Annotated in this window: 19 protein-coding genes and 1 tRNA gene; 7 read left to right on the top strand and 13 right to left on the bottom strand. The window is 57.0% G+C overall.

Annotated features, from left to right (window positions below; translation table 11 throughout):
• Window positions 1-198: 198 nt before the first annotated feature.
• The 3 genes from PZA18_RS13245 to argH are packed head-to-tail and all read right to left on the bottom strand — an operon-like array spanning window position 199 to window position 2,419.
• Window positions 199-684: a GNAT family N-acetyltransferase gene (locus PZA18_RS13245; protein ID WP_284101327.1), complete on the bottom strand. Its 486-nt coding sequence runs from the start codon at window positions 682-684 to the stop codon at window positions 199-201.
• Window positions 654-1,031, bottom strand: a complete 378-nt coding sequence (locus PZA18_RS13250) for a glutaredoxin family protein (RefSeq protein WP_284101328.1) — start codon at window positions 1,029-1,031, stop codon at window positions 654-656. Before PZA18_RS13250 ends, PZA18_RS13245 begins: the two co-directional genes overlap by 31 nt.
• Window positions 1,028-2,419 (bottom strand): argininosuccinate lyase, encoded by a 1,392-nt coding sequence (gene argH / locus PZA18_RS13255; protein WP_284101329.1) that lies wholly within the window; start codon window positions 2,417-2,419, stop codon window positions 1,028-1,030. Before argH ends, PZA18_RS13250 begins: the two co-directional genes overlap by 4 nt.
• A gap of 506 nt (window positions 2,420-2,925) precedes the next feature.
• On the opposite strand from argH, the gene PZA18_RS13260 reads away from it, so the two are divergent.
• Both PZA18_RS13260 and PZA18_RS13265 read left to right on the top strand, forming a co-directional pair.
• Complete coding sequence (locus PZA18_RS13260; RefSeq protein WP_284101330.1) at window positions 2,926-3,486, top strand: SPOR domain-containing protein; 561 nt, start codon at window positions 2,926-2,928, stop codon at window positions 3,484-3,486.
• 53 nt (window positions 3,487-3,539) lie between these two features.
• Window positions 3,540-4,220 carry a thiol:disulfide interchange protein DsbA/DsbL gene (locus PZA18_RS13265; protein ID WP_284101331.1) on the top strand — a complete coding sequence of 227 codons (681 nt, stop codon included), beginning with the start codon at window positions 3,540-3,542 and terminating at the stop codon, window positions 4,218-4,220.
• A 79-nt stretch (window positions 4,221-4,299) separates the two neighbouring features.
• Here PZA18_RS13265 and PZA18_RS13270 read toward each other — a convergent pair whose 3' ends face one another.
• The 10 genes from PZA18_RS13270 to rplU form a co-directional block, all read right to left on the bottom strand.
• Window positions 4,300-5,097, bottom strand: coding sequence for an inositol monophosphatase family protein (locus PZA18_RS13270; protein WP_284101332.1), 798 nt, complete (start codon window positions 5,095-5,097; stop codon window positions 4,300-4,302).
• A 119-nt stretch (window positions 5,098-5,216) separates the two neighbouring features.
• Entirely contained in the window at window positions 5,217-6,389 is a 1,173-nt protein-coding gene (locus tag PZA18_RS13275; RefSeq protein WP_284101333.1) for a THUMP domain-containing class I SAM-dependent RNA methyltransferase, read from the bottom strand.
• A 75-nt stretch (window positions 6,390-6,464) separates the two neighbouring features.
• Entirely contained in the window at window positions 6,465-6,830 is a 366-nt protein-coding gene (locus tag PZA18_RS13280) for an MmcQ/YjbR family DNA-binding protein (RefSeq protein WP_284101334.1), read from the bottom strand.
• Window positions 6,831-6,842: 12 nt separating this feature from the next.
• A complete protein-coding gene (locus PZA18_RS13285) occupies window positions 6,843-9,638 on the bottom strand; it encodes an AAA family ATPase (RefSeq protein WP_284101335.1) in 2,796 nt (931 codons plus the stop codon).
• 27 nt (window positions 9,639-9,665) lie between these two features.
• Window positions 9,666-10,325, bottom strand: a complete 660-nt coding sequence (locus PZA18_RS13290; RefSeq protein ID WP_284101336.1) for a hypothetical protein — start codon at window positions 10,323-10,325, stop codon at window positions 9,666-9,668.
• Window positions 10,326-10,337: 12 nt separating this feature from the next.
• Window positions 10,338-10,952, bottom strand: a complete 615-nt coding sequence (locus PZA18_RS13295) for an HAD family hydrolase (protein ID WP_284101337.1) — start codon at window positions 10,950-10,952, stop codon at window positions 10,338-10,340.
• A gap of 13 nt (window positions 10,953-10,965) precedes the next feature.
• Complete coding sequence (locus tag PZA18_RS13300) at window positions 10,966-12,216, bottom strand: hypothetical protein (RefSeq protein WP_284101338.1); 1,251 nt, start codon at window positions 12,214-12,216, stop codon at window positions 10,966-10,968.
• Window positions 12,217-12,290: 74 nt separating this feature from the next.
• Window positions 12,291-13,430, bottom strand: coding sequence for a GTPase ObgE (gene obgE, locus PZA18_RS13305; protein WP_284101339.1), 1,140 nt, complete (start codon window positions 13,428-13,430; stop codon window positions 12,291-12,293).
• Window positions 13,431-13,523: 93 nt separating this feature from the next.
• A complete protein-coding gene (gene rpmA / locus PZA18_RS13310; protein ID WP_284101340.1) occupies window positions 13,524-13,802 on the bottom strand; it encodes a 50S ribosomal protein L27 in 279 nt (92 codons plus the stop codon).
• A 15-nt stretch (window positions 13,803-13,817) separates the two neighbouring features.
• Window positions 13,818-14,129 carry a 50S ribosomal protein L21 gene (gene rplU / locus PZA18_RS13315; protein ID WP_284101341.1) on the bottom strand — a complete coding sequence of 104 codons (312 nt, stop codon included), beginning with the start codon at window positions 14,127-14,129 and terminating at the stop codon, window positions 13,818-13,820.
• 309 nt (window positions 14,130-14,438) lie between these two features.
• On the opposite strand from rplU, the gene PZA18_RS13320 reads away from it, so the two are divergent.
• The 5 genes from PZA18_RS13320 (at window position 14,439) to PZA18_RS13340 (ending at window position 18,673) form a co-directional block, all read left to right on the top strand.
• Complete coding sequence (locus PZA18_RS13320; protein ID WP_308447384.1) at window positions 14,439-15,413, top strand: polyprenyl synthetase family protein; 975 nt, start codon at window positions 14,439-14,441, stop codon at window positions 15,411-15,413.
• Between the two features lie 57 nt (window positions 15,414-15,470).
• A tRNA-Pro gene (locus tag PZA18_RS13325) sits at window positions 15,471-15,547 on the top strand.
• 506 nt (window positions 15,548-16,053) lie between these two features.
• Window positions 16,054-16,512 carry a helix-turn-helix transcriptional regulator gene (locus tag PZA18_RS13330; RefSeq protein ID WP_284101342.1) on the top strand — a complete coding sequence of 153 codons (459 nt, stop codon included), beginning with the start codon at window positions 16,054-16,056 and terminating at the stop codon, window positions 16,510-16,512.
• A complete protein-coding gene (locus tag PZA18_RS13335; RefSeq protein WP_284101343.1) occupies window positions 16,509-17,621 on the top strand; it encodes a replication protein RepA in 1,113 nt (370 codons plus the stop codon). The genes PZA18_RS13330 and PZA18_RS13335 overlap by 4 nt, the downstream gene beginning before the upstream one ends.
• Window positions 17,618-18,673: a site-specific integrase gene (locus tag PZA18_RS13340; protein WP_284101344.1), complete on the top strand. Its 1,056-nt coding sequence runs from the start codon at window positions 17,618-17,620 to the stop codon at window positions 18,671-18,673. The genes PZA18_RS13335 and PZA18_RS13340 overlap by 4 nt, the downstream gene beginning before the upstream one ends.
• The last annotated feature ends 82 nt before the right edge of the window (window positions 18,674-18,755 follow it).

Genomic DNA, 18,755 nt, shown 5'->3' on the forward strand with positions numbered 1-18,755 from the left:
TGACACTCCGGAGCTACAAATAGTTACCTTGCGGAATTCTATCGAGAATCGACACTTCAGCTGAATGATGTATTCACAGTCTTGCGGACTTGGCAGCGTGCTCAATGACTGAGTCAGGTTGAAAGAGGGTTGCCAGGAAAGTGGATGTCGCTGCGAAAAGGCGCCTGGTGGCGAAACGGCGGGTTACTGGCTTGCTGTTTATGGATGAAGCGGTGGTTGCCACAGCATGTCCAAATGTGGGATGCCGTCTTCCAGATATGTGTCGGAGGTGGGGAGGTAACCGAGCGAGCGATAAAAATCGCTCAAATGTGTTTGCGCGCCAATACGGTTGCCTGCTGTTGGGGTGAGTTGGCTGTGTTGACGTAACCCTTCTTCGAGCAACTTTCGACCCAGGCCGCTGCCTCGGGCCTCCGGAGCGATCACAACCCGCCCAATAGACGGTTCAGCAAATTTATGGCCTTCGGGAACGAGTCTTAAGTAGGCCAGAACCAGGCCGTCCTCCGCTTGGCCCAGCAGGTGCCAGGAAATCAGATCCAGCTCATCAAGATCGGGATAAGCACAGTTCTGTTCAACCACAAACACGGCTTGGCGTAAGCAGCCGACTTCATGCCAGACAATGGCGGGCAAGTCGGACAGGCGGTGCCAAGTCCAGGTCAGGTCGAGGGGCTGTTCTGGTTTTGCCATGCTTGTTCGAATGATTCTTCAGAAAAGCCATGCAGTACCTGATCACCGACGATAATCAGGGGCACTCCCCGACCGTCCAGTTCGCGGAATTTTTCTTGCGCAGCAGGATCTTTTTCAACGTCGTGATCGGAGAAGGCAATTTTGTGCTCTGCCATGTATTCGCGAGCGTGCTGGCAGTGACCACACCACTCGGTGCCATAGATCTGGACGGCAACTTTGGTCGTTGCCGTTGATGCGTGTGGAGCTACTTTCGCGGCGCCGTCTTGCTCAGGCTTGCATGCGGTGATCAGTAAGCAGCAACCGGCAAGCATCAGGATCGCCAGCTTGGGTAGTGGGGTGTGTCTCATGTTGAGGTCAATCGTTGCTTGGCTCGTGCAATGGCCGCTTTGACTTGCTGTGGTGCTGTTCCGCCGACATGGTCGCGAGCTGCTAATGAGCCTTCGATCGTCAAGAATTCAAAAATATCTTCGCCGATCAGGGGTGAGAAGCTTCTTAGCTCGACCAGAGTCAGCTCAGCCAGATCTTTACGTGCGGTTTCTGCATAGCGTACGGCTTGCGCGACGGCTTCGTGCGCATCACGGAAAGCGAGGCCGCGTTTGACCAGGTAATCGGCCAGATCGGTAGCGGTGGCAAAACCTTGACGCAAGGCTCGGCGCATCGCCTCTGGTTTGACGACCACGCCCCGCATCATATCGGCGTAAACACGCAAAGTCGCAATCAGGGTGTCGATGGTATCGAATAACGGCTCTTTGTCTTCTTGGTTGTCTTTGTTGTACGCCAGTGGCTGAGACTTCATCAGTGTAAGTAAAGCCATCAGGTTGCCATTGATGCGACCGGTCTTGCCCCGAACCAACTCCGGGATATCCGGATTTTTCTTCTGCGGCATGATGGATGAGCCCGTGCAGAAGCGGTCTGCCAGATCAATGAAGCCAAAACGCGGGTTCATCCACAGAATCAACTCTTCGGATAGCCGTGAGAGGTGGGTCATGATGAGTGAAGCGGTTGCACAAAACTCAATAGCGAAATCCCGATCTGAGACGGCATCCAGTGAATTTTCACAAACCCCGTCGAATCCGAGCAGAGAGGCAACCATGTGTCGGTCTATCGGGTAGCTGGTACCGGCCAAGGCGGCGGCACCCAAGGGCAGACGATTTACCCGTTTCCGCCCATCTATCAGGCGTTCTCGGTCACGCTCCAGCATTTCGACATAAGCTAACAGGTGGTGACCAAAAGTAACGGGCTGTGCAACTTGCAAATGGGTGAAACCGGGCATCGCGGTGGCGATGTTCTTCTCCGCAAGCTCAATCAGCGCCGATTGCAGGTCTTTGACCAGAACCACCAGAGTATCAATGGCCGCGCGAAGGTATAGACGGACATCGGTGGCGACTTGGTCGTTACGGGAACGGCCGGTATGCAGGCGTTTGCCGGCATCGCCGATTCGATCGGTCAGCCTGCGCTCGATATTCATGTGGACGTCTTCGAGGTCAACGGACCATTCGAACTTTCCTGCACGGATTTCTTCCAGAATGGCTGCCATGCCCGCAGAGATTGCACTCAAATCGTCATCGCTGAGAACGCCGACCTTATTGAGCATCTGGGCGTGGGCTAAAGAACCTTCGATATCGAATTCGGCCAAGCGTTTGTCGAACTCGACTGAGGCGGTAAATCGCTTTACCAGATCGCTGACTGGTTCTGCGAAGCGGCCAGACCAGGCTTTGTTTGATGCGTCTTGCATGGAGATTCCGGATGGCAGGAGAAGTTGGCCCATTATATCCGTGCTCTCACAGGTTTATCTGCTTGTTGCTACGATTTCATCAATGGTTAATCAGAAGTGTGTCGCGGCTAGGGGAATGCCGCAGGAGCATGTGTTGATTCCCGCAATTTGATTTTCAAAATCGTCCAATTAGAGTCATGCTTATTGCGGATAGTTATTTTCGGATTGGTAAAAAATGGGGGCTGGAAGGCATTCCGGTGTGATCGCTTGGCACTGACTTAGTAAGGAATGGTCAAAACCCTTTTGAGGTTCGCCGTTGCACTCCCGCAGGGCTGAGATGCTGCAGGTGCGAGGATGCAGAGCGTTGCAGGTATAATCAATTGATTGCCTGGAGCAGAATTCCGGCGTCATTAAATTGGAAATTTGCAGTTCGAACTATGAGTCGCGATTACAAGAACAGTGGGACACCCTCTCGGGGGAAGCCGTCGTCAAGTGGCAGCAGTGGCGGTGGGTCAATTTGGGCTGGATTGTTGATCGGTCTGTTTATCGGTGTGGCGGTAGCGGTGGCGGCTGCGCTGTACCTCAACAAGACCCCTAATCCGTTTTCAAGCTCAAAACAGGTGCTCAAACCGGAACCGGTGGCAGAAGCGCCAAAACCACAACCCAAAACTGCGCCAGAGGTGTTGAAACCGCAGGGCGCCTCTAATGCATCGGCGCCTGGCGGGCAGTCGAAGGACCGTTTCGATTTCTACACGATGCTGCCTGATCTGGGTGACAAGAAAGAGCCGGAACTAAAGCCTCAGCCTGAAGCCAAACCGAGCGAGACCCCTCCGCCCGCCAGCGTGACCCCGCCTAAAGGCTCGTATTTGCAGGTTGGCTCCTTCCAGAAAGAGGAAGATGCAGACAACTTGAAAGCCAAACTGGCGTTGATGGGGGTAGAGGCAAATATCTTTACCATGGAAGTTGAAGGTAAAGGGGTGATGCACAGGGTAAGGATCGGCCCGTTGGCAACGGTGGAAGATATAGACCGTTTGCGTTCGCAGTTGCGAGTGAACGGGTTGGACTCGGCACTAGTTAAATCCAATTAAATTTTGATACTGAAAACTGATTGGCCGACTCTGGCCATCGCAAAGGAGAATTTATGCAGATCACTTCAATGCTTCGTCGTTCTTTTCTCGGTTTGGGGCTTGCGCTGGTTGCTGGTGCGGCGTTTGGTGAGGTCAAAGTGGGTACGGATTTTGACCTGATCAATCCAGCCCGGCCGGTTGATACTGCTGGCAAGGTAGAAGTGATCGAGTTTTTCTGGTTTGGTTGCCCGCACTGTAACCATCTGGAACCCGCAGTGGAGAAGTGGGAAAAGACGCTTGGCAAGGATGTGGTGTTCCGCCGTGAGCACATCATGTGGGAAGGCCGTAACGATATGGCAAACCACGTGAAACTGTTTGTGGCACTCAAGTCGATGGGGATCATTGACAAGTACACCCAGGCGGTTTTTGATGCCATTCATAAGGATAGGATTGAGTTGCGTGACGAACCGAAGCTGATGGAATGGGTCGCCAAGCAAGGAATTGATCGTGCCAAGTTTGAAGCGGCTTACAAGTCTTTCGGTGCGCAAGCGCAGTTTGCCAGGGCGTTGCAATTGACGCGGGATTACAAAGTGAATGGCGTTCCGACCTTTGTAGTGAATGGCAAGTACACGACGTCCGTGGGCAAGTTTGGTAGCGAAGAACGTTTGTTCGAAGTGTTGAACGAATTGATTGCCAAAGAGCGTGATGGCTTGAAGCCCGCTGCCAAGGCTGCAGATAAGCCAAAGAAGCAGTAGTCAGTACTGACAAACAGGATGGAAAGGAAAAAGGCAGACTTGGTGGAGTCTGCCTTTTTTGCATTTGCGGTAGGGGGGATCAGGTATTGCAGCGTACCCATTTCCGCCATTGTTCGAACAGAACGGGGTTTGAGGCGGCAACCACCGAACGCTTCCAGACGTGGTCGCTCCAGTAGTCATCTTGAAACAAACCGGCAATGGCGCCGCCGGCTTCCAGCAAGATCAGGCTGCCTGCCGCGTAGTCCCATAGCCGTTGTCCACCGTGAATATATAAGTCAAAGCGGCCTGCTGCCAGATAGCACCAGTCCAATGTAGACGCACCCAGATTGCGCTGACTACCAAATGGCGCAACGCTCGCCAGTCGCATGGGCAGGCGACCGCCCAACCACTTGACTTCGACGCCTGCAATCGCATCCGGCATGGCAGGTACATGCTTCTTGAGTGGCAGACGTAGTCCATTCATGTGTGCGCCTTCCCCGACCTCTGCGCAGAAGACCTCATCTGCAACCGGGTTGTAGATAACCCCTAGTACGGGTCTGCCCTGGCGCATCAGGGCGACGGATATGGCGAAGTACGGTAAGCCATGCACAAAGTTAGTCGTGCCATCGATCGGATCAACTACCCATAGCCCATCTTGATGATTGGCCCACAGGGTTTCTTGTTCCTCCTCACTCATTTCTTCACCCAGCACCGGTACCGGAACAATTTTCGGTAGCAATTCGGTGAGAGCCCGCTGGGTTTGTACGTCTGCTTCGGTAAACAGAGTGCCATCATCTTTGCGGCTGCTGCCTACTCGCAAGAATCGAGGCATGACCTCGGTCTGTGCCACTTCGCGCACAGCGGCGATTACTTGGTCGAGCAGTGATTCGGCAGTCATAGAAGGCTCCCTGTTGGAATCTTGTGATTTTACATCGCGGTTTGACCGGTGTTCACATTGTTGCTGCAGTGCAATCAGCCAGACCAAATCCGGCGGGGAGTGGTCTGCACCTGTTTTGTTTACTCGTCAGCATCCGCTTTGGGTTTGCGATTGCTGCCGGCGACCAGCTTGAATTCATACAACCGGCACTCCAGTGCGCCGTTGAATAGCGGCGTGCGACGGCTGGCCGAAAGACGGATCAGCTTGATCAGCATGGGGTCCGCCGTAAAGACAAAAGCTCGCCAACCTGAAAATTGTCGTTTCAATGCATGGCCCAGCTCCGGGTAGAACGCGGCCAGGGCTTCCTGTTCTGAGAGCCGTACACCGTATGGCGGGTTGCTCAGCCAGATGCCTTTGTCTGCCGGGGCTTCGCGCTCAAGTACATCGCGCCGCGACAGCCGGATTGCATCAGCCAGACCGGCAGCGTCCAGATTAGCGGCTGCGGCGTCCAGCGCTTGGGCGTCGATATCACTACCAAAGATCGGTAGCAGGTCGTCTGCTGGCTTCGCCCGGCTTAATGCTTGCGAGCGCAGGTTTTCCCATTGGGATGGGTTGAAATGGCTGAATTTCTCAAAAGCAAAGTGGCGAGCGTGGCCGGGTGGTATGTTCAGCGCCATCCAGGCGGCCTCGATGAGGAAGGTGCCCGAGCCGCACATCGGGTCCAACAAGGGCTCGCCAGCTTGCCAGCCGGTCAATCCCAGAATGCCGGCTGCGAGATTCTCGCGTAGCGGCGCTTCACCGGTTTGCTGGCGATAGCCACGTTTAAACAGGGCTTCCCCTGAGGTATCAAGATAAATCTGCGCCCAGCGGTCAGTCAGGAAAGCGTGAATGCGGATGTCGGGGGCGTGAGTGTCTACACTTGGGCGTGAGCCAGTACGAGCACGAAAGCCATCGCATACCGCGTCTTTGACCTTGAGCGCAACGAATTCGAGGCTGCGCAGGGGGCATTTGTTGCCAGTGACGGCGACTTTGAGGGTGAGGTTGACATCAAATAGTTCGGCCCAGTCGGTTTTGCGGCAGATGCGATAAATATCCTCTTCCGTGCGATAGGGGCCTTCGCCCACCATCCACAAAATACGGCTGGCAACCCGGCTTTCCAGGTTGGCCCGCAGCATGACCTGCCATTCGGCAATAAACGCGGCACCGCCATCGGTCGCTTCGATGTCGCGGGCACCCAGCGTCTGCAATTCCTTGGTCAGGACGGATTCCAGGCCGCGAGGGCAGGGGGCAAAGAAGCGAAAAGTTTGTTTCATCGTTGATACTCAAGGTGATTGCGGCGCCACCAGAAGCCATGGCGCGAAGGCAGATAGTAAATTGCTTGGTTCCATTCAAGGCTGAGGCAGGTAAGTAGCAAGGCCGCTTTGTACCTTTTTACTCAGCTTGGCGCGCACCATCAGGTACGACTGGGCAAGCAGATGGGTAAGTGTGGCGTCATCCAGCAGTGCTGGGCTTTCCATTTGTACCCAATGGGCGCGTGCCAGATAGGGCGCGGGCCGGATGCCTGGCCGATCTGTCAGCTCCAGAAAACGTTCTGGCGCGACTTTGAACGACACAGCGCTGGAGACCTTGGGGTCGGCGTGGCGTACACAGAACATCTTGTCGCACACCGAGTAGACCAGATAGACCTGCCACTTCAAGTCTAGAGTGACGCCGGGCAGGTTGAGACAAAACCGATCAACGGACTCGATATCCAAGAGGCGATACTCCTATTGATCCGCTCTCGCCAGTGCTGCAGTGCGGCGTCTGGCTTGGCTGATGACAGGGGCCCAGCGCTCTCCAGGGCGTTTTTTGTAGGTACACAGGGTCAGCTCGCTCGGGGCAAAGGCATTCACGTTATGCGTGAGTGGCGTCGTGATCAGATACTGTGCCTGTGTGGCCTTGAGGAAGGCGCCTACTTTGTCGATGTTCAGTACATCAAGGTGGGCGAAGGGCTCATCAATGAAGACGAATCCTGATGGGTTGGTTTCGTCCATCATCAGTCCGATCAGCAGAATCAGCGACTTCATTACCTGCTGGCCACCCGAGGCTTCGCCATCATTCAGCCCCATCATGCCCTTTTGGTCAAAGTCAAAGCGTACAACCAGACCCGCTTGGCCGAGCACGCCATCATCGTTATCGAGATGCGGTGGGTCTACTTCGACAGCGATCCCCGCCAGCTCGCCCAGACGTTTGATGTTGAGCGCGTAGGCTCGAATGGTGGCGCGCAGCTTGTTGATGTAGGCGCTACGGGCCTCGTCGGTCAGCTCGCGTGCCCGTTCTACTTCGCGGCCACGGTTCTGGGTTTCGCGCTCCAGGCCGTTAAAATCCTGCTGCATTTTTTCCCGTAGTTCCAGAACGCTGGCGTCGCGCTCCCAGTCGCCATGCTCAATGCGTTCGCGCTGCCGGTGGATTTCGTGCAGGGCGTTCTTCTCGGAGCCCCATTCTTCGCGCAAGCCGGCCAACGTGCTGAAATCCATGCCGCTGGTTTCCAGCTCATCGCGCAGCCTTTCGACTTCTGCAATCTGTCGCGTCTGTTCGGCCTGACGGCTTTCCACTTGCGTCATCAACTCCTTCACCTGCTTGAGCAGCTGAGTCTGTTCATGTTGGGCCCGATGCAGCAGTTCCTTGGTGGCATCGGTTTCCTTGCGTGCTTCATCCTTGGCGGCTTGCAGGGTGGCGATTTCACCGCCAAGCCGCTGCGCCTCCACTCTCAGTTCCGGCAGCATTTTCTCGGCGGCATCGAATTCATCCTGACGTGCCGCCAATTGCTGAATGGCATCCATGCCAGCCAGTTGCATCTGCTGGCTGGCAATCTGCCGCCCCAGCTCAAGCGAGGTGCCTTCCCAGTCAAGGATCTGCTGGTTCAGATCACGCAATTGCCGGCTGATGGCTTCGACCCGCGAGCGTCGCGCCGCTTCGCCGAAAGCATGGTCCCGAGTCTCAATGCCGATATGGCGGGCGCCACGTCTTTCCTTGTGATAGCCCTCGGGGGTGATCCAATCCCCAGCCTGGCGGGCGCCAGCCTCAACCGATTTGATGCGCTGTACATTCGCCAGCTGGCGTACCAGCCATGCCGGGGCATCGCCTTTGAAGTCGAGAATTTCCAGTATCGAGCCGGGTGTCGCGCTTGGAACCGGCTCGCGCTCGGGCACGATAAAGTGGCGATAGCGTAATCGCTGGCCGATTTGAAAGGCGGCTTGGCGATCGGATTCGCGATTGAGCAGGATGATGTGCCGATACGGTGCCAGTAGCGCTTCAACAGCGGCCTGCCAGTCGGTGTCCACAACCTCGACCAGCTCAGTCAGCATTTGATGGGGAATGCCAGCTTCATCAAGCGCCGCCCGCATCTGGCGGACAAAGGGTTCGCTGGGCTGGCTGCCTCCTTGCAGAGCGCTTTGCTGCTCGGCCAGATGCTCACGCTCCTGTTTTGCGGTTTTGATGCGGGCTTGCAGCTCGGTTTGCTGGCTGCGTAACAAGGCAATCTGCTCGGCCAGCTCCACGGCATCGGTGCCGGATTCGCGCTCGGCGAGGGCTTTCAGCTTGTTGCGCTGCTCCAGTAGCTTCTCGGCGGACTTTGCCTCGCTGCCGGCTTGTTGAAAGGGGCCAAACAGCGCCTTGTACTGCTGATCCAGATGGGTTTCGTTGGCTTTCGCGGCATCGGCGCGGGCTTGCAATTGGCGCAACTCGGCATCAATGGATTCCAGCTCGGTTTGTCGCGCATCCAGCTCGCGTCGGACGCCTTTGTACTGGTTGACGTAACCATCGCGCGAATCGCAGGCATCCAGGTAGCGCAGCGCAGGCAGAACATGCCGCTCAATCCGCTCGACCTCGGTTTCCAGACTGCGCCAGTCTTGATAGCGCTGGGCGCGGCTGCGCATCTGCTCCACTCTGGCGGCGAGGCCGTCCAGCTGGCGGGTCAATTCCCCCAGCTCGCGCTCGGCTTCACGCTGTTCGGATTTGGCCTGCTGGTAGTTGTCGAGAACCTGTTTGTCGCCAAATACCTGAAACACCAAGTCCAGCAAGGGCTTGGGGCCATACTCGCAGAGTTTGTCAGTATCGCCCTGCTCCAGCGCCAAGACTTCGGCAATCGCGCGAGTCAGGCCGGCTTGTTCCAGTATCAGCTTGTATTCGTTGACACCTAGCCATTTGAGCTGGTCTTCGCTAGCTGGTCCTAGCTCGACTTCACCGTCCACGACAGCATATTGGCGAATCCAGTCGCCCCCCTGTTTCTTGATGCGGCAGAACAGAGTGACTTTTTCGTTGGTCAGCGGGAAGAAGGGGTTGGGGAACAACCCGCCACCTTTGCGGCGTGGGTTATCGACAACGCCGCGCAGCCAGGCAACGGGCTCGGTGCTGTTGCGAACATAGCGTTTGTAGTCACGTCGCCCGGAACAGCGTAGTGACAGCAAGGTGCGCAGGGCATCAAGCAAGGTGGTTTTGCCAGAGCCATTCGGGCCAACAATCGTGACGATCTGGGCATCCAGCGGGACTTCGATGCTGCGCCAGAAATCCCAATTACGCATTTCAAGTTTTCGGAACTGGAACATGGCTCAGTACTTGTTGGTTTCGTGGGTGGTTTCGCTGGCGCGACGTTTCAGCACTTCGCCCAGTGTGCCTTCGATGATCCGAGGGGCCAGGATCGAGTAGTCGAGCATCAAATCCAACATGGGGCCTTCCATGACCATCTTGTTTCGGCGCTCGATAAACCCCAGCCGGGCCAGCTGCCCGAGGTTGGCATTCATACGGGTCTTTCCCCCCAGACGGTCACGATAATCAGCATAAATGGCATCTTCCGGCACGCCGACCGACACTTCTTCACCCTGTAACAGGGGCTTTTCTGCACCGAACATATCGCCCTGGCCTTCGTTGTCCTTTTCGGCGCGGGAAATCTGGCGCTCGCGCTTGGGCAAAATGATCAAGGCCCACAAGATGATCAACAGCGCGATGGCATCGCGAGGCAACCCCATATTGTTGGATAGCCAGGCTTCGCTATCTCCGAATACGAAGGCTTCCATGTCTTGCTGCAATCCGACCGCAATATGCTCGGCATAAGGGTTCTCCAGCAGCATCAGGCCCACTTCGGCCAGACGATGCTCAAGCGCCCGCCGGAACTCTTCGTCGATCAAGGCCCGGCGTGCCAGCGGGTCGGCACGGGGCAGATAGCGATGGGCGATCAATTTGGCACAGAGTATGGAAAGTGCGTTGTCCAAAGTGGCCTCGGTTTAATCAAGTGGAGCCCCCCACTCGCGCAGGCGGGAGCGGGTATGGGCGGGGTCGGTGTGATGAATGGCCAGAAAGCCGATTTGTTCTGCGGCGGCAATGTTTTTGGCACTGTCGTCAATAAAGATGCAGCGCTCTGCGGCGTGGCCGATACGATTCAATAGCAGGTGATAGATGGCGGGGTCGGGCTTTGCCAGTTTCTCTTGTCCCGATACCACGATGTCGCGGAACTTGCCAATCACCTGAGGATAGTGGGCTTCAGCATAGGGGAAGGTTTCTGCCGACCAATTGGTCAGCCCATAAAGTGGTACGCCAGCGGTATGCAGCGCATCAAGCAAGCTGATTCCGGCGGGTAGCGTTCCTGCCAGAGTTTCCGGCCAGCGTTCGTAGTAAGGACGGATCAGGTCTTCGAGGTGCGGAAACGCAGCGATTTTTTCATCCAGTGCTTCGCTGATGGGTCTGCCGGCATCTTGATGGGCATTCCAGTCGAGCGTACATACCTCTGCCAGAAATTGTTCACGTGCCGCCAGATCCGGAATCAGGTGTTGATAGAGATAGTGCGGGTTCCAATCGAACAGTACGCCGCCAAAGTCAAAGACTACCGCATCGAATTGCATGGAATGTTCGGCCTCAGTTGGGTTTCAGGATGCCGCGCGAGATAAGGGCGACTTCCGGATGATCAAGCGTTTCGATGTCGCTGCTTTGTTCTAGTTGCAACGGCAGTTTGACAATTTCCCCGACAATGCTTTTTTCAAGCGCCGCCTCTGCATCGCCAAGCAGAGAAAGGAGCGAGAGCCGATAGGCCGTTTCGGGGTAGGTGTCCGCCAAAACAGTTTCCGCCAGTGTGGCGGGCTCCTGGATATGAGCCAGCTGTTGGTACAGGGCTTCTGCCTCGAATAGCCGTTCCGCATTCGGAGCAGAGAGCTCTGGCGCCGCAACCTTCTCTGGCATGTCGGGCGTCAAAGCGGCTTCGCGTTCGCGTTCGACGAGTTCGAATTCTGCAATATCCACAAGCTCCGCTGCGGTAACAAATGCTGGCTGTGGCGGAAAGCGCAACATGCCGGCAGCCATGTCAGCCAAGTCGTTGCGAGGGGCTGAGCGCAACCATTCTGCAATGTCGGTCGAAGTCAGGCCCGAGCTGCCAAGGTGCACACGCTGAGATTGGAGCTGGTTGAGTCGGCGCTGGAAGCTGCCGGTAAGCCGCAGGATGCGTGACTGTGCCAGTCCGATTGCCTGGACGTGATCCAGGGTTCGCCGATCCAGGCTTTCATCGGCAAACATGGCCCGGATGATCTCAGTACCTTTCTGAACCCAGCGCCAAACGGCTTCCAGCCGGCTTTGTGCTTTCTGGATCTGAAATTCGGATTGCGATTCGAGCGCTGCCTCAAAGTAGGCGTAAAGCTCGTTCAGACGGGCTAGCAGGTGCTGCAGCGTTTCGTTGGAAATTTGTCCCAGTTGCTGCTGTCCGGCCGCCTGTGCGGTCAGATAGCCTAGCTCGGCATCCTGTTCGGCAAAGGCCAACAAGGTTGAGATGGCCGCCAGCGCAACCCGGCCGGCTTCGGCCAATTGATAGAGCCCATCGTCGCCATCCCACAGGAGTAGCCCGTTTTCACGCAGGCGTGCCAGGACAGTTTTCAGCTTGACCGGCTGCACATAGGCGAAGTGGGCTTCCAGCTGCTGCGGTGACCAGCGCGGCTCGTGGCCACGCGCACCGATCTCTCGCAAAATCAGCAATCGCACCAGTACCTGCTCTTCATTGCCATGAAACAAGGTAATGAACGCATGCAGGAAGTCTCGTGCCTGCATCAGCTCGGAGAGCGGTGTCAGGTCGGCAGGATTGATGGTGGGGATAAAAAAATCAGCGAGGCGCTCGTCTGACATCTTCAGACCTTTATGCGTGCTGGTTGCGGAAAGAGCCGCATGGCGCGGCTCTTGTTGTCTGCCAGGTCGGTCACTCAGGATTTGGTCGGGTCGTAAGGCTCGTAAGCGGCTTGCTCTTCACTACCCGCTCCGATTTGCTCCGGCTTCGCGTTCGTGCGCTGACGTGTCGCTTCAATGTAATCCATGATCGACCAGCACAATTGCTGGCAGCCTTCGCCAGTCAGACCTGAAATGGTAAACATCCGGGGCAGGAGTGGATCGAATGGAGCGTAGGGATCCGGTTCCTGTGCGGTCCAGCCATACCCTTCAAGAAATTCGCGAATGCGGTTTTCCCGCTCTTCTTCGGGCACCATATCCAGCTTGTTCAAGACCAGCCAGCGCGGCTTGGCATACAGCTCTTCGTCGTATTTGCGCAGCTCTTCGAGAATGGCATGGGCTTCACGAACGGGATCGGTATCGTCGTTGAACGGGGCCAAATCCACGAGATGCAACAGCAGGCCGGTACGCTGTAAATGCTTGAGAAAGCGATGCCCAAGGCCGGCACCTTCTGCGGCGCCTTCAATCAGGCCTGGTATGTCGGCAATGACAAAACTGCGGTTCTCGTCAATGCGTACCACGCCCAGATTCGGGTGCAGCGTGGTAAACGGGTAATCAGCGACCTTCGGCCGTGCAGCGGATACGGCACGAATGAACGTGGACTTGCCAGCATTGGGCATGCCAAGCAAACCGATGTCGGCGAGCACTTTCAATTCCAGACGCAAATCGCGACGTTCCCCTTCGTCCCCTTTGGTGAACTGGCGAGGCGCCCGATTGGTAGATGATTTGAAGTGAAGGTTGCCCAGACCGCCCTTGCCGCCCTTGGCCAGCAGGTAACGCTGACCATCTTCGGTCAGGTCGGCGACAACAGCCCCGGTTTCTGCGTCGGTGATCAAGGTGCCAACCGGCATGCGCAGAACGATGTCGTCAGCGCCTTTGCCATAGCAGTCGGCACCGCGGCCATTTTCGCCATGCTTGGCACGGTACTGTTTGACGAATCGGTAATCGACCAGTGTGTTGATATCTTTGTCGGCAACGGCGTAAATGCTGCCGCCGCGACCGCCGTCGCCACCATCAGGTCCTCCGCGCGGGACAAATTTTTCGCGGCGCATACTGGCCGAACCGTTGCCGCCATTGCCGGCGATCAACTCGACGCGTGCTTCGTCGATAAATTTCATAGGGGGACTCCTTGTGGCGCCGTGGCGCGGTAAAAAACAAAAAGCCCTATCGCGTTCGATAGGGCCTTCCGCGTCAGAGTGAAGCAAGCAATATTATGCTTCTGCTTCTACGCCGGTGTACGGAATAACCGTAACAATCTTGCGGCGCTGAGCACCCTTGACCGAGAACTGAACGTAACCATCAGCCTTGGCGAACAGAGTGTGATCCTTGCCCATACCAACATTTTCACCAGCGTGGAACTTGGTACCACGCTGACGGATGATGATCGAGCCAGCGGGGATCAGCTCACCACCGTAAACCTTGGTACCCAGTCGTTTGGCCTCGGAGTCGCGGCCGTTACGCGAGCTACCGCCTGCTTTTTTATGTGCCATGTTGCAACTCCTTGCTTACTTGACGATGGCGTCGATGCGAATTTCGGTGAAGTTCTGGCGATGGCCCTGGCGCTTTTGATAGTGCTTACGGCGACGCATCTTGAAGATGCGGACCTTCTCGCCACGACCATGAGCAACCACGGTGGCCTTGATCGATGCGCCAGCTACCAGCGGGGCACCAATCGAAACCGCTTCACCGTCAACCACCATCAGTACCTGATCCAGTACGATTTGGCTCTCGATGTCGGCGGTGATCTGTTCTACTTTCAATTTTTCGCCAATGGCAACTTTGTACTGCTTGCCACCGGTTTTTACGACCGCGTACATGACATTGAACTCCTGTTTACACCCCGCACCACTGCGGGGAACCGTCCATGATAGGGAAGTGTATGAATTCAGTCAAGTTTTTATGCTGCCTTGACGGCCCCTGCTTTGATCTGGAGTGGATCGGCTATAATCGCCGATTAGTTGAGACCTGAGCCGGGGCTTGATCCATGGCTATTGCCGTCTTGGGCGATCGTTTGAAGGCACTTTCCCGGTTGATGTGGGGAGGTGCTACCAGGCTCCTTGTAGGCTTGCAAGATTGGCTGATTGTTTGTTTGTCCTTCACTTCTAAAATTTAAAAACTTCGCTGACGTGACTGATTCGCTCGCTTTTGTACGTTCCCTCGTAGCCGCTGATATGCAGGCGGTAGACCAATTGATTCGAGATCGCCTGCATTCAGAAGTGGTTCTGGTGCGGCAGGTGGCTGAATATATTGTCGCATCAGGCGGAAAGCGCCTGAGACCGATTCTGGTTCTGCTCTCGGCGAAGGCTCACCGTTACCAGGCCAACCACCACCATGATCTGGCTGCAGTGGTGGAGTTCATCCATACCGCTACCTTGCTGCACGACGATGTGGTTGACGAGTCAAGCATGCGCAGGGGGCGCGATACGGCCAATGCGTTGTTTGGGAATGCGGCCAGCGTGCTGGTTGGTGATTTTCTGTATTCGCGCGCATTTCAGATCATGGTTGAGTGTGACGACATGCGCGTCATGCGGGTGTTGGCAGATGCGACGAATGTGATTGCTGAAGGCGAAGTGCTGCAGTTGATGAATATCGGCGATGCCGATGTCGATGAAACTGCATACCTGAAAGTGGTGCAATACAAAACAGCCAAGCTGTTTGAGGCGGCAGCCCGTCTGGGGGCGATTCTTGCCAATGCAGGAGAGGCTGCTGAAATGGCGATGTCGCGGTATGGTATGCACCTGGGTACGGCGTTTCAGATTGTTGACGATATTCTCGATTACTCAGGTGATGCGGGTGAAATTGGCAAGAACCTTGGCGATGATCTGGCTGAAGGTAAACCCACCCTGCCTTTGATTTATGTGATGCGGCAGGGTTTGCCTGAAGATGCTGCCCTGGTGCGTCGGGCCATTCAGGAAGCTGATCGTGAGTGTTTCAGTGAAATACTGACAGCAGTGCAGCGAAGCGGTGCTTTGGAATATGCACTGCAGGTCGCCAAGCAAGAAGCCGAACATGCGATTGCATCGCTGGCAGCGTTGCCAGCCAGCGATGCACGCAATGCGCTCGAAGCCTTGGCCAGACTGGCTGTGGATCGGTCGCATTAAGCTGTGCTGGGTTGACAGTGATGGCGGCTTCTCGTGATAATCGCCGTCTCATTTTTTCGGGGTGTAGCTTAGCCTGGTAGAGCGCTACGTTCGGGACGTAGAGGCCGGAGGTTCGAATCCTCTCACCCCGACCAGACAAAAAACGGAAAAGCCCAAGTGAATCAAGCACTTGGGCTTTTTGCTTTTGGTCGTCATGAATGCCGATTCGGAGTAAATCTTGGCCCTCGATGGCCCAAGAATGGCCCAACAAGTCGATGTGGTTTTGACTGGGTCGCGCGCCGTGGGTTGGCGAGGCCCAGGCTTACCGCTTGACGGTGCTGTGAATTTCCCCATACTGTCATGCATGGGTGGACGCAACAGCGCTCCTGCCTAGCGCCCTACAAGAACGCTGTGTAGCCCAAGGCGCGAGAGGCAGGGAGATCAGGCCAACTGAGAGATAACCTGGTCGAGAGAGCAACTCAACGCTCGGCGTGTACCCGCCAGGGTGTAGATGCAGGTGCGCAAGCGCAACCGACACCTGTCATCAAGCCCAAGTGATCAAGGCCCCGTGAGGTGCGGCGAAGAACGTCAAGTTTCTGAACTTGATGCGCAGCAACCAACAGCACCGGCTCTCGCAAGCGCGCTTGCTTGTGAGACTCCTATGCCGAGATCATCTCCGGTCGCCCGTACTGGCGACTCATCACGCCCCGCACGATCAAAAAGCGCAACCAAGCCGGTCGCGCAAGCTGTAGCAGAGGGATTCGCCCCCGTCTGTATCGCTCCTTCGTTGCCGCCCGTGGCCCCGCCTGCCGATCTGCCACGGATTCTGTTCATCGAGCAACTTGCCTCCCTCATTGGCAAGACAGAAACGACCATCAGGACGTGTGCGACCAACGCCAAGTACGCGCATCTGATCCCCCGGCCATTCAAGCTTCCGAATAGCCGCCGTCTGTGCTGGTACGAGCGCGATGTTCTTGAGTGGATCGAATCCACCCGCCCCGCCGAGCCACCACCGCCGCGCCGCCCCCGTGGCCGGCCAACGAAAGCCGAGCAGCTGTCGCGAGCTCGATGGGCTCAAAACAACACAGCGCAGCCGTCAGCCAAGGGAGGTGAGCAATGAGCTCCCTTGACGACTCCCCTATCGACGGCGACGCGGCCCTCCGTGCCGAGTATGCCGCTGCGTTGATCGCACGCGGTGTCTCCAGAGAAGATGCTCAGGCGCTTGCAGCTAGAACGCAGTACTTGCCGCAAGCGGCTCGGGCGGCAAAGCCCTCGCCGCGAGCAGGCGCCCCTCTGTCACCTGATACGCCACCAAAGGCGCTCGGCGCTCGTGACGCCAAGCTGCTTGAAGCAGGGGTCGCCATCGCGCAAGACCCACCAGATTGGAATGAGTTGATCTTCCATCACTCCATCCTTTGTCAGACCGGCCTGCCGCGTCGGAAAGTGAAGGAGCGGGAGTTTCAGCGTCGTGTCGGTTCGGCATGGCTGCACCTGCAGGCAGGCATCCTCAGCATTGGCGGCGTCCCGGTTCCACAGCCCATCCCGTACGGCGCTACTCCGCGCCTTGCTTTGGCATGTATCGCCACGTTGGCCCTGCGAAGCAGTTCGCCGGCCATCGAAATTGGTCGCACGCCCGCTGACTTCATGCGCTTGATTGGCCTCGCTGACACGCAAGGGGGCCGCTACAAGACTCTGCGCTGCCAGCTCAACGCCATGGCTGTCTACCGGCTTCAGATGGGCTTCGCCGACCATACCTTCAACAGCATGGCCGTGAAGCAGTACGAAGCTTGGCTGCCGCGTTCTGCCGGTGAACTCAACAAGTGGCCCAACGTCCTTGTTCTCACCGACGACTTCTACAAGGAGTTACGCGCACACGGCGTTCCACTGGATCGTCGTGCGCTTCACGCTTTGACCGGTTCCGCCCTGTGCATCGACATCTACACATGGCTGGCCTACCGGCTTCACCTCATCAAGGGGCCTCCAGTGACCGTCCCGTGGGCGGCGCTTCGCCTGCAATTCGGGCAAGAGTACTGCGGCGTTCGTGCCGAGGACGATTTCCGCACGAGCTTCTTGCTTGCCCTACCCAAAGTCCTGGCGGAATACCCGCAAGCGAAAGTCACCCGATACCCAGGCGGGCTGGAGCTGCACGCCTCGCCTCCGCCCGTGCAACCACGAGTCTTTCCGGTGAGTCCGCTCCGCAGTCCGCGATGCGAGAGGAGCGGTGCATGAGCAAGTTCATACAAAGCCTAAAAACCAAGATGCTTCAAAGCACCAAGCTTCTACAGCAGCTTGCGTCCGACCGCTCGCGCAATGCCGCGCGCTCGCCCGACACGGAGCACGACTACCTGCGGCTCGGGCAATCGTTGCTCAGACGAGCCGCGGTGGCGCAGGACGGGTTGATCGGCGTGGTGTCGGACACCCGACGCCCCTCCACGTTTCAGAAGCGCATGTCCGCCCTGCGGTTCACCCTGCAGCAAAGGCAGCTGGAATTGCTGGGCAGCATCATCGAACCCGTTTCGGATGAGCAGGCACAAAGACACATCGCTGCGTTCGACGAACAAATCGCGTGCGTGGAGGCCCTGCTCGAACTTAGGCGAAGAGGCCTGGGCGGTTTGCGAGCGCTACGCAACAGCAAACGGCGAGCCCTCAGCGGGCTCCCCCCTGACTGGCGCGTCCAACTCTGCAAGCGCGGCCGTGCGGGACGGTACGGTGCTGCCTTGCTGGTCGCAGCGCTGACGGGATGCCGCCCCAGCGAACTGGAGAGAGGCGTCAAGGTTTGGCAAACGCAGGATGCAGCGACGCAGGAGACCGAGATCCACTTTGAGGTCGCTGGTGCGAAGGTCAAACGGGAACAGGGGCAGCCGCATCGCCGCCTGACGTACGCGGCGGGAGACACGCATCCGTTGTTGTCGATGATCAAGGCGCTGTTGCCCGGTACGGCCGAGACCCCTGTCGTCGTTCAGGTCGCGAGCGCCATGAACTTCTCTGCAGAGGTACAGCGCTTAGCTGGCTGCTTGTGGCCTTCGCACCCGGACACCGTGACGGCGTATTGCCTCAGGCATCAATGGGGGGCGGATGCCAAGCGGAACAGCGACGCAGACGCGGTCAGCCGGGGGCTGGGCCACCTATCCCGAAAGACTCAGAGGGTCTACGGCACCGCATCACAAGGCAAACCTGCGCATCGGCTGAAGCCACTGCGTATCGAGGCAGAGAGACCGGTCAAAGGCACAGCGCCTGAAGTGGCGCCTACCGATCCCGACGAACCGGAGTCCGCAAGCTGATCCAACAGGGCTAATTGGGGTAAACATCGAGCTATTGGGGTAATGAAGATCAAACATACCCCAATTTGCAGTAGTATTACCC

It is taken from the genome of Parachitinimonas caeni (genome assembly GCF_030129945.1).
Taxonomy (GTDB): Bacteria; Pseudomonadota; Gammaproteobacteria; order Burkholderiales; family Chitinimonadaceae; genus Parachitinimonas; species Parachitinimonas caeni.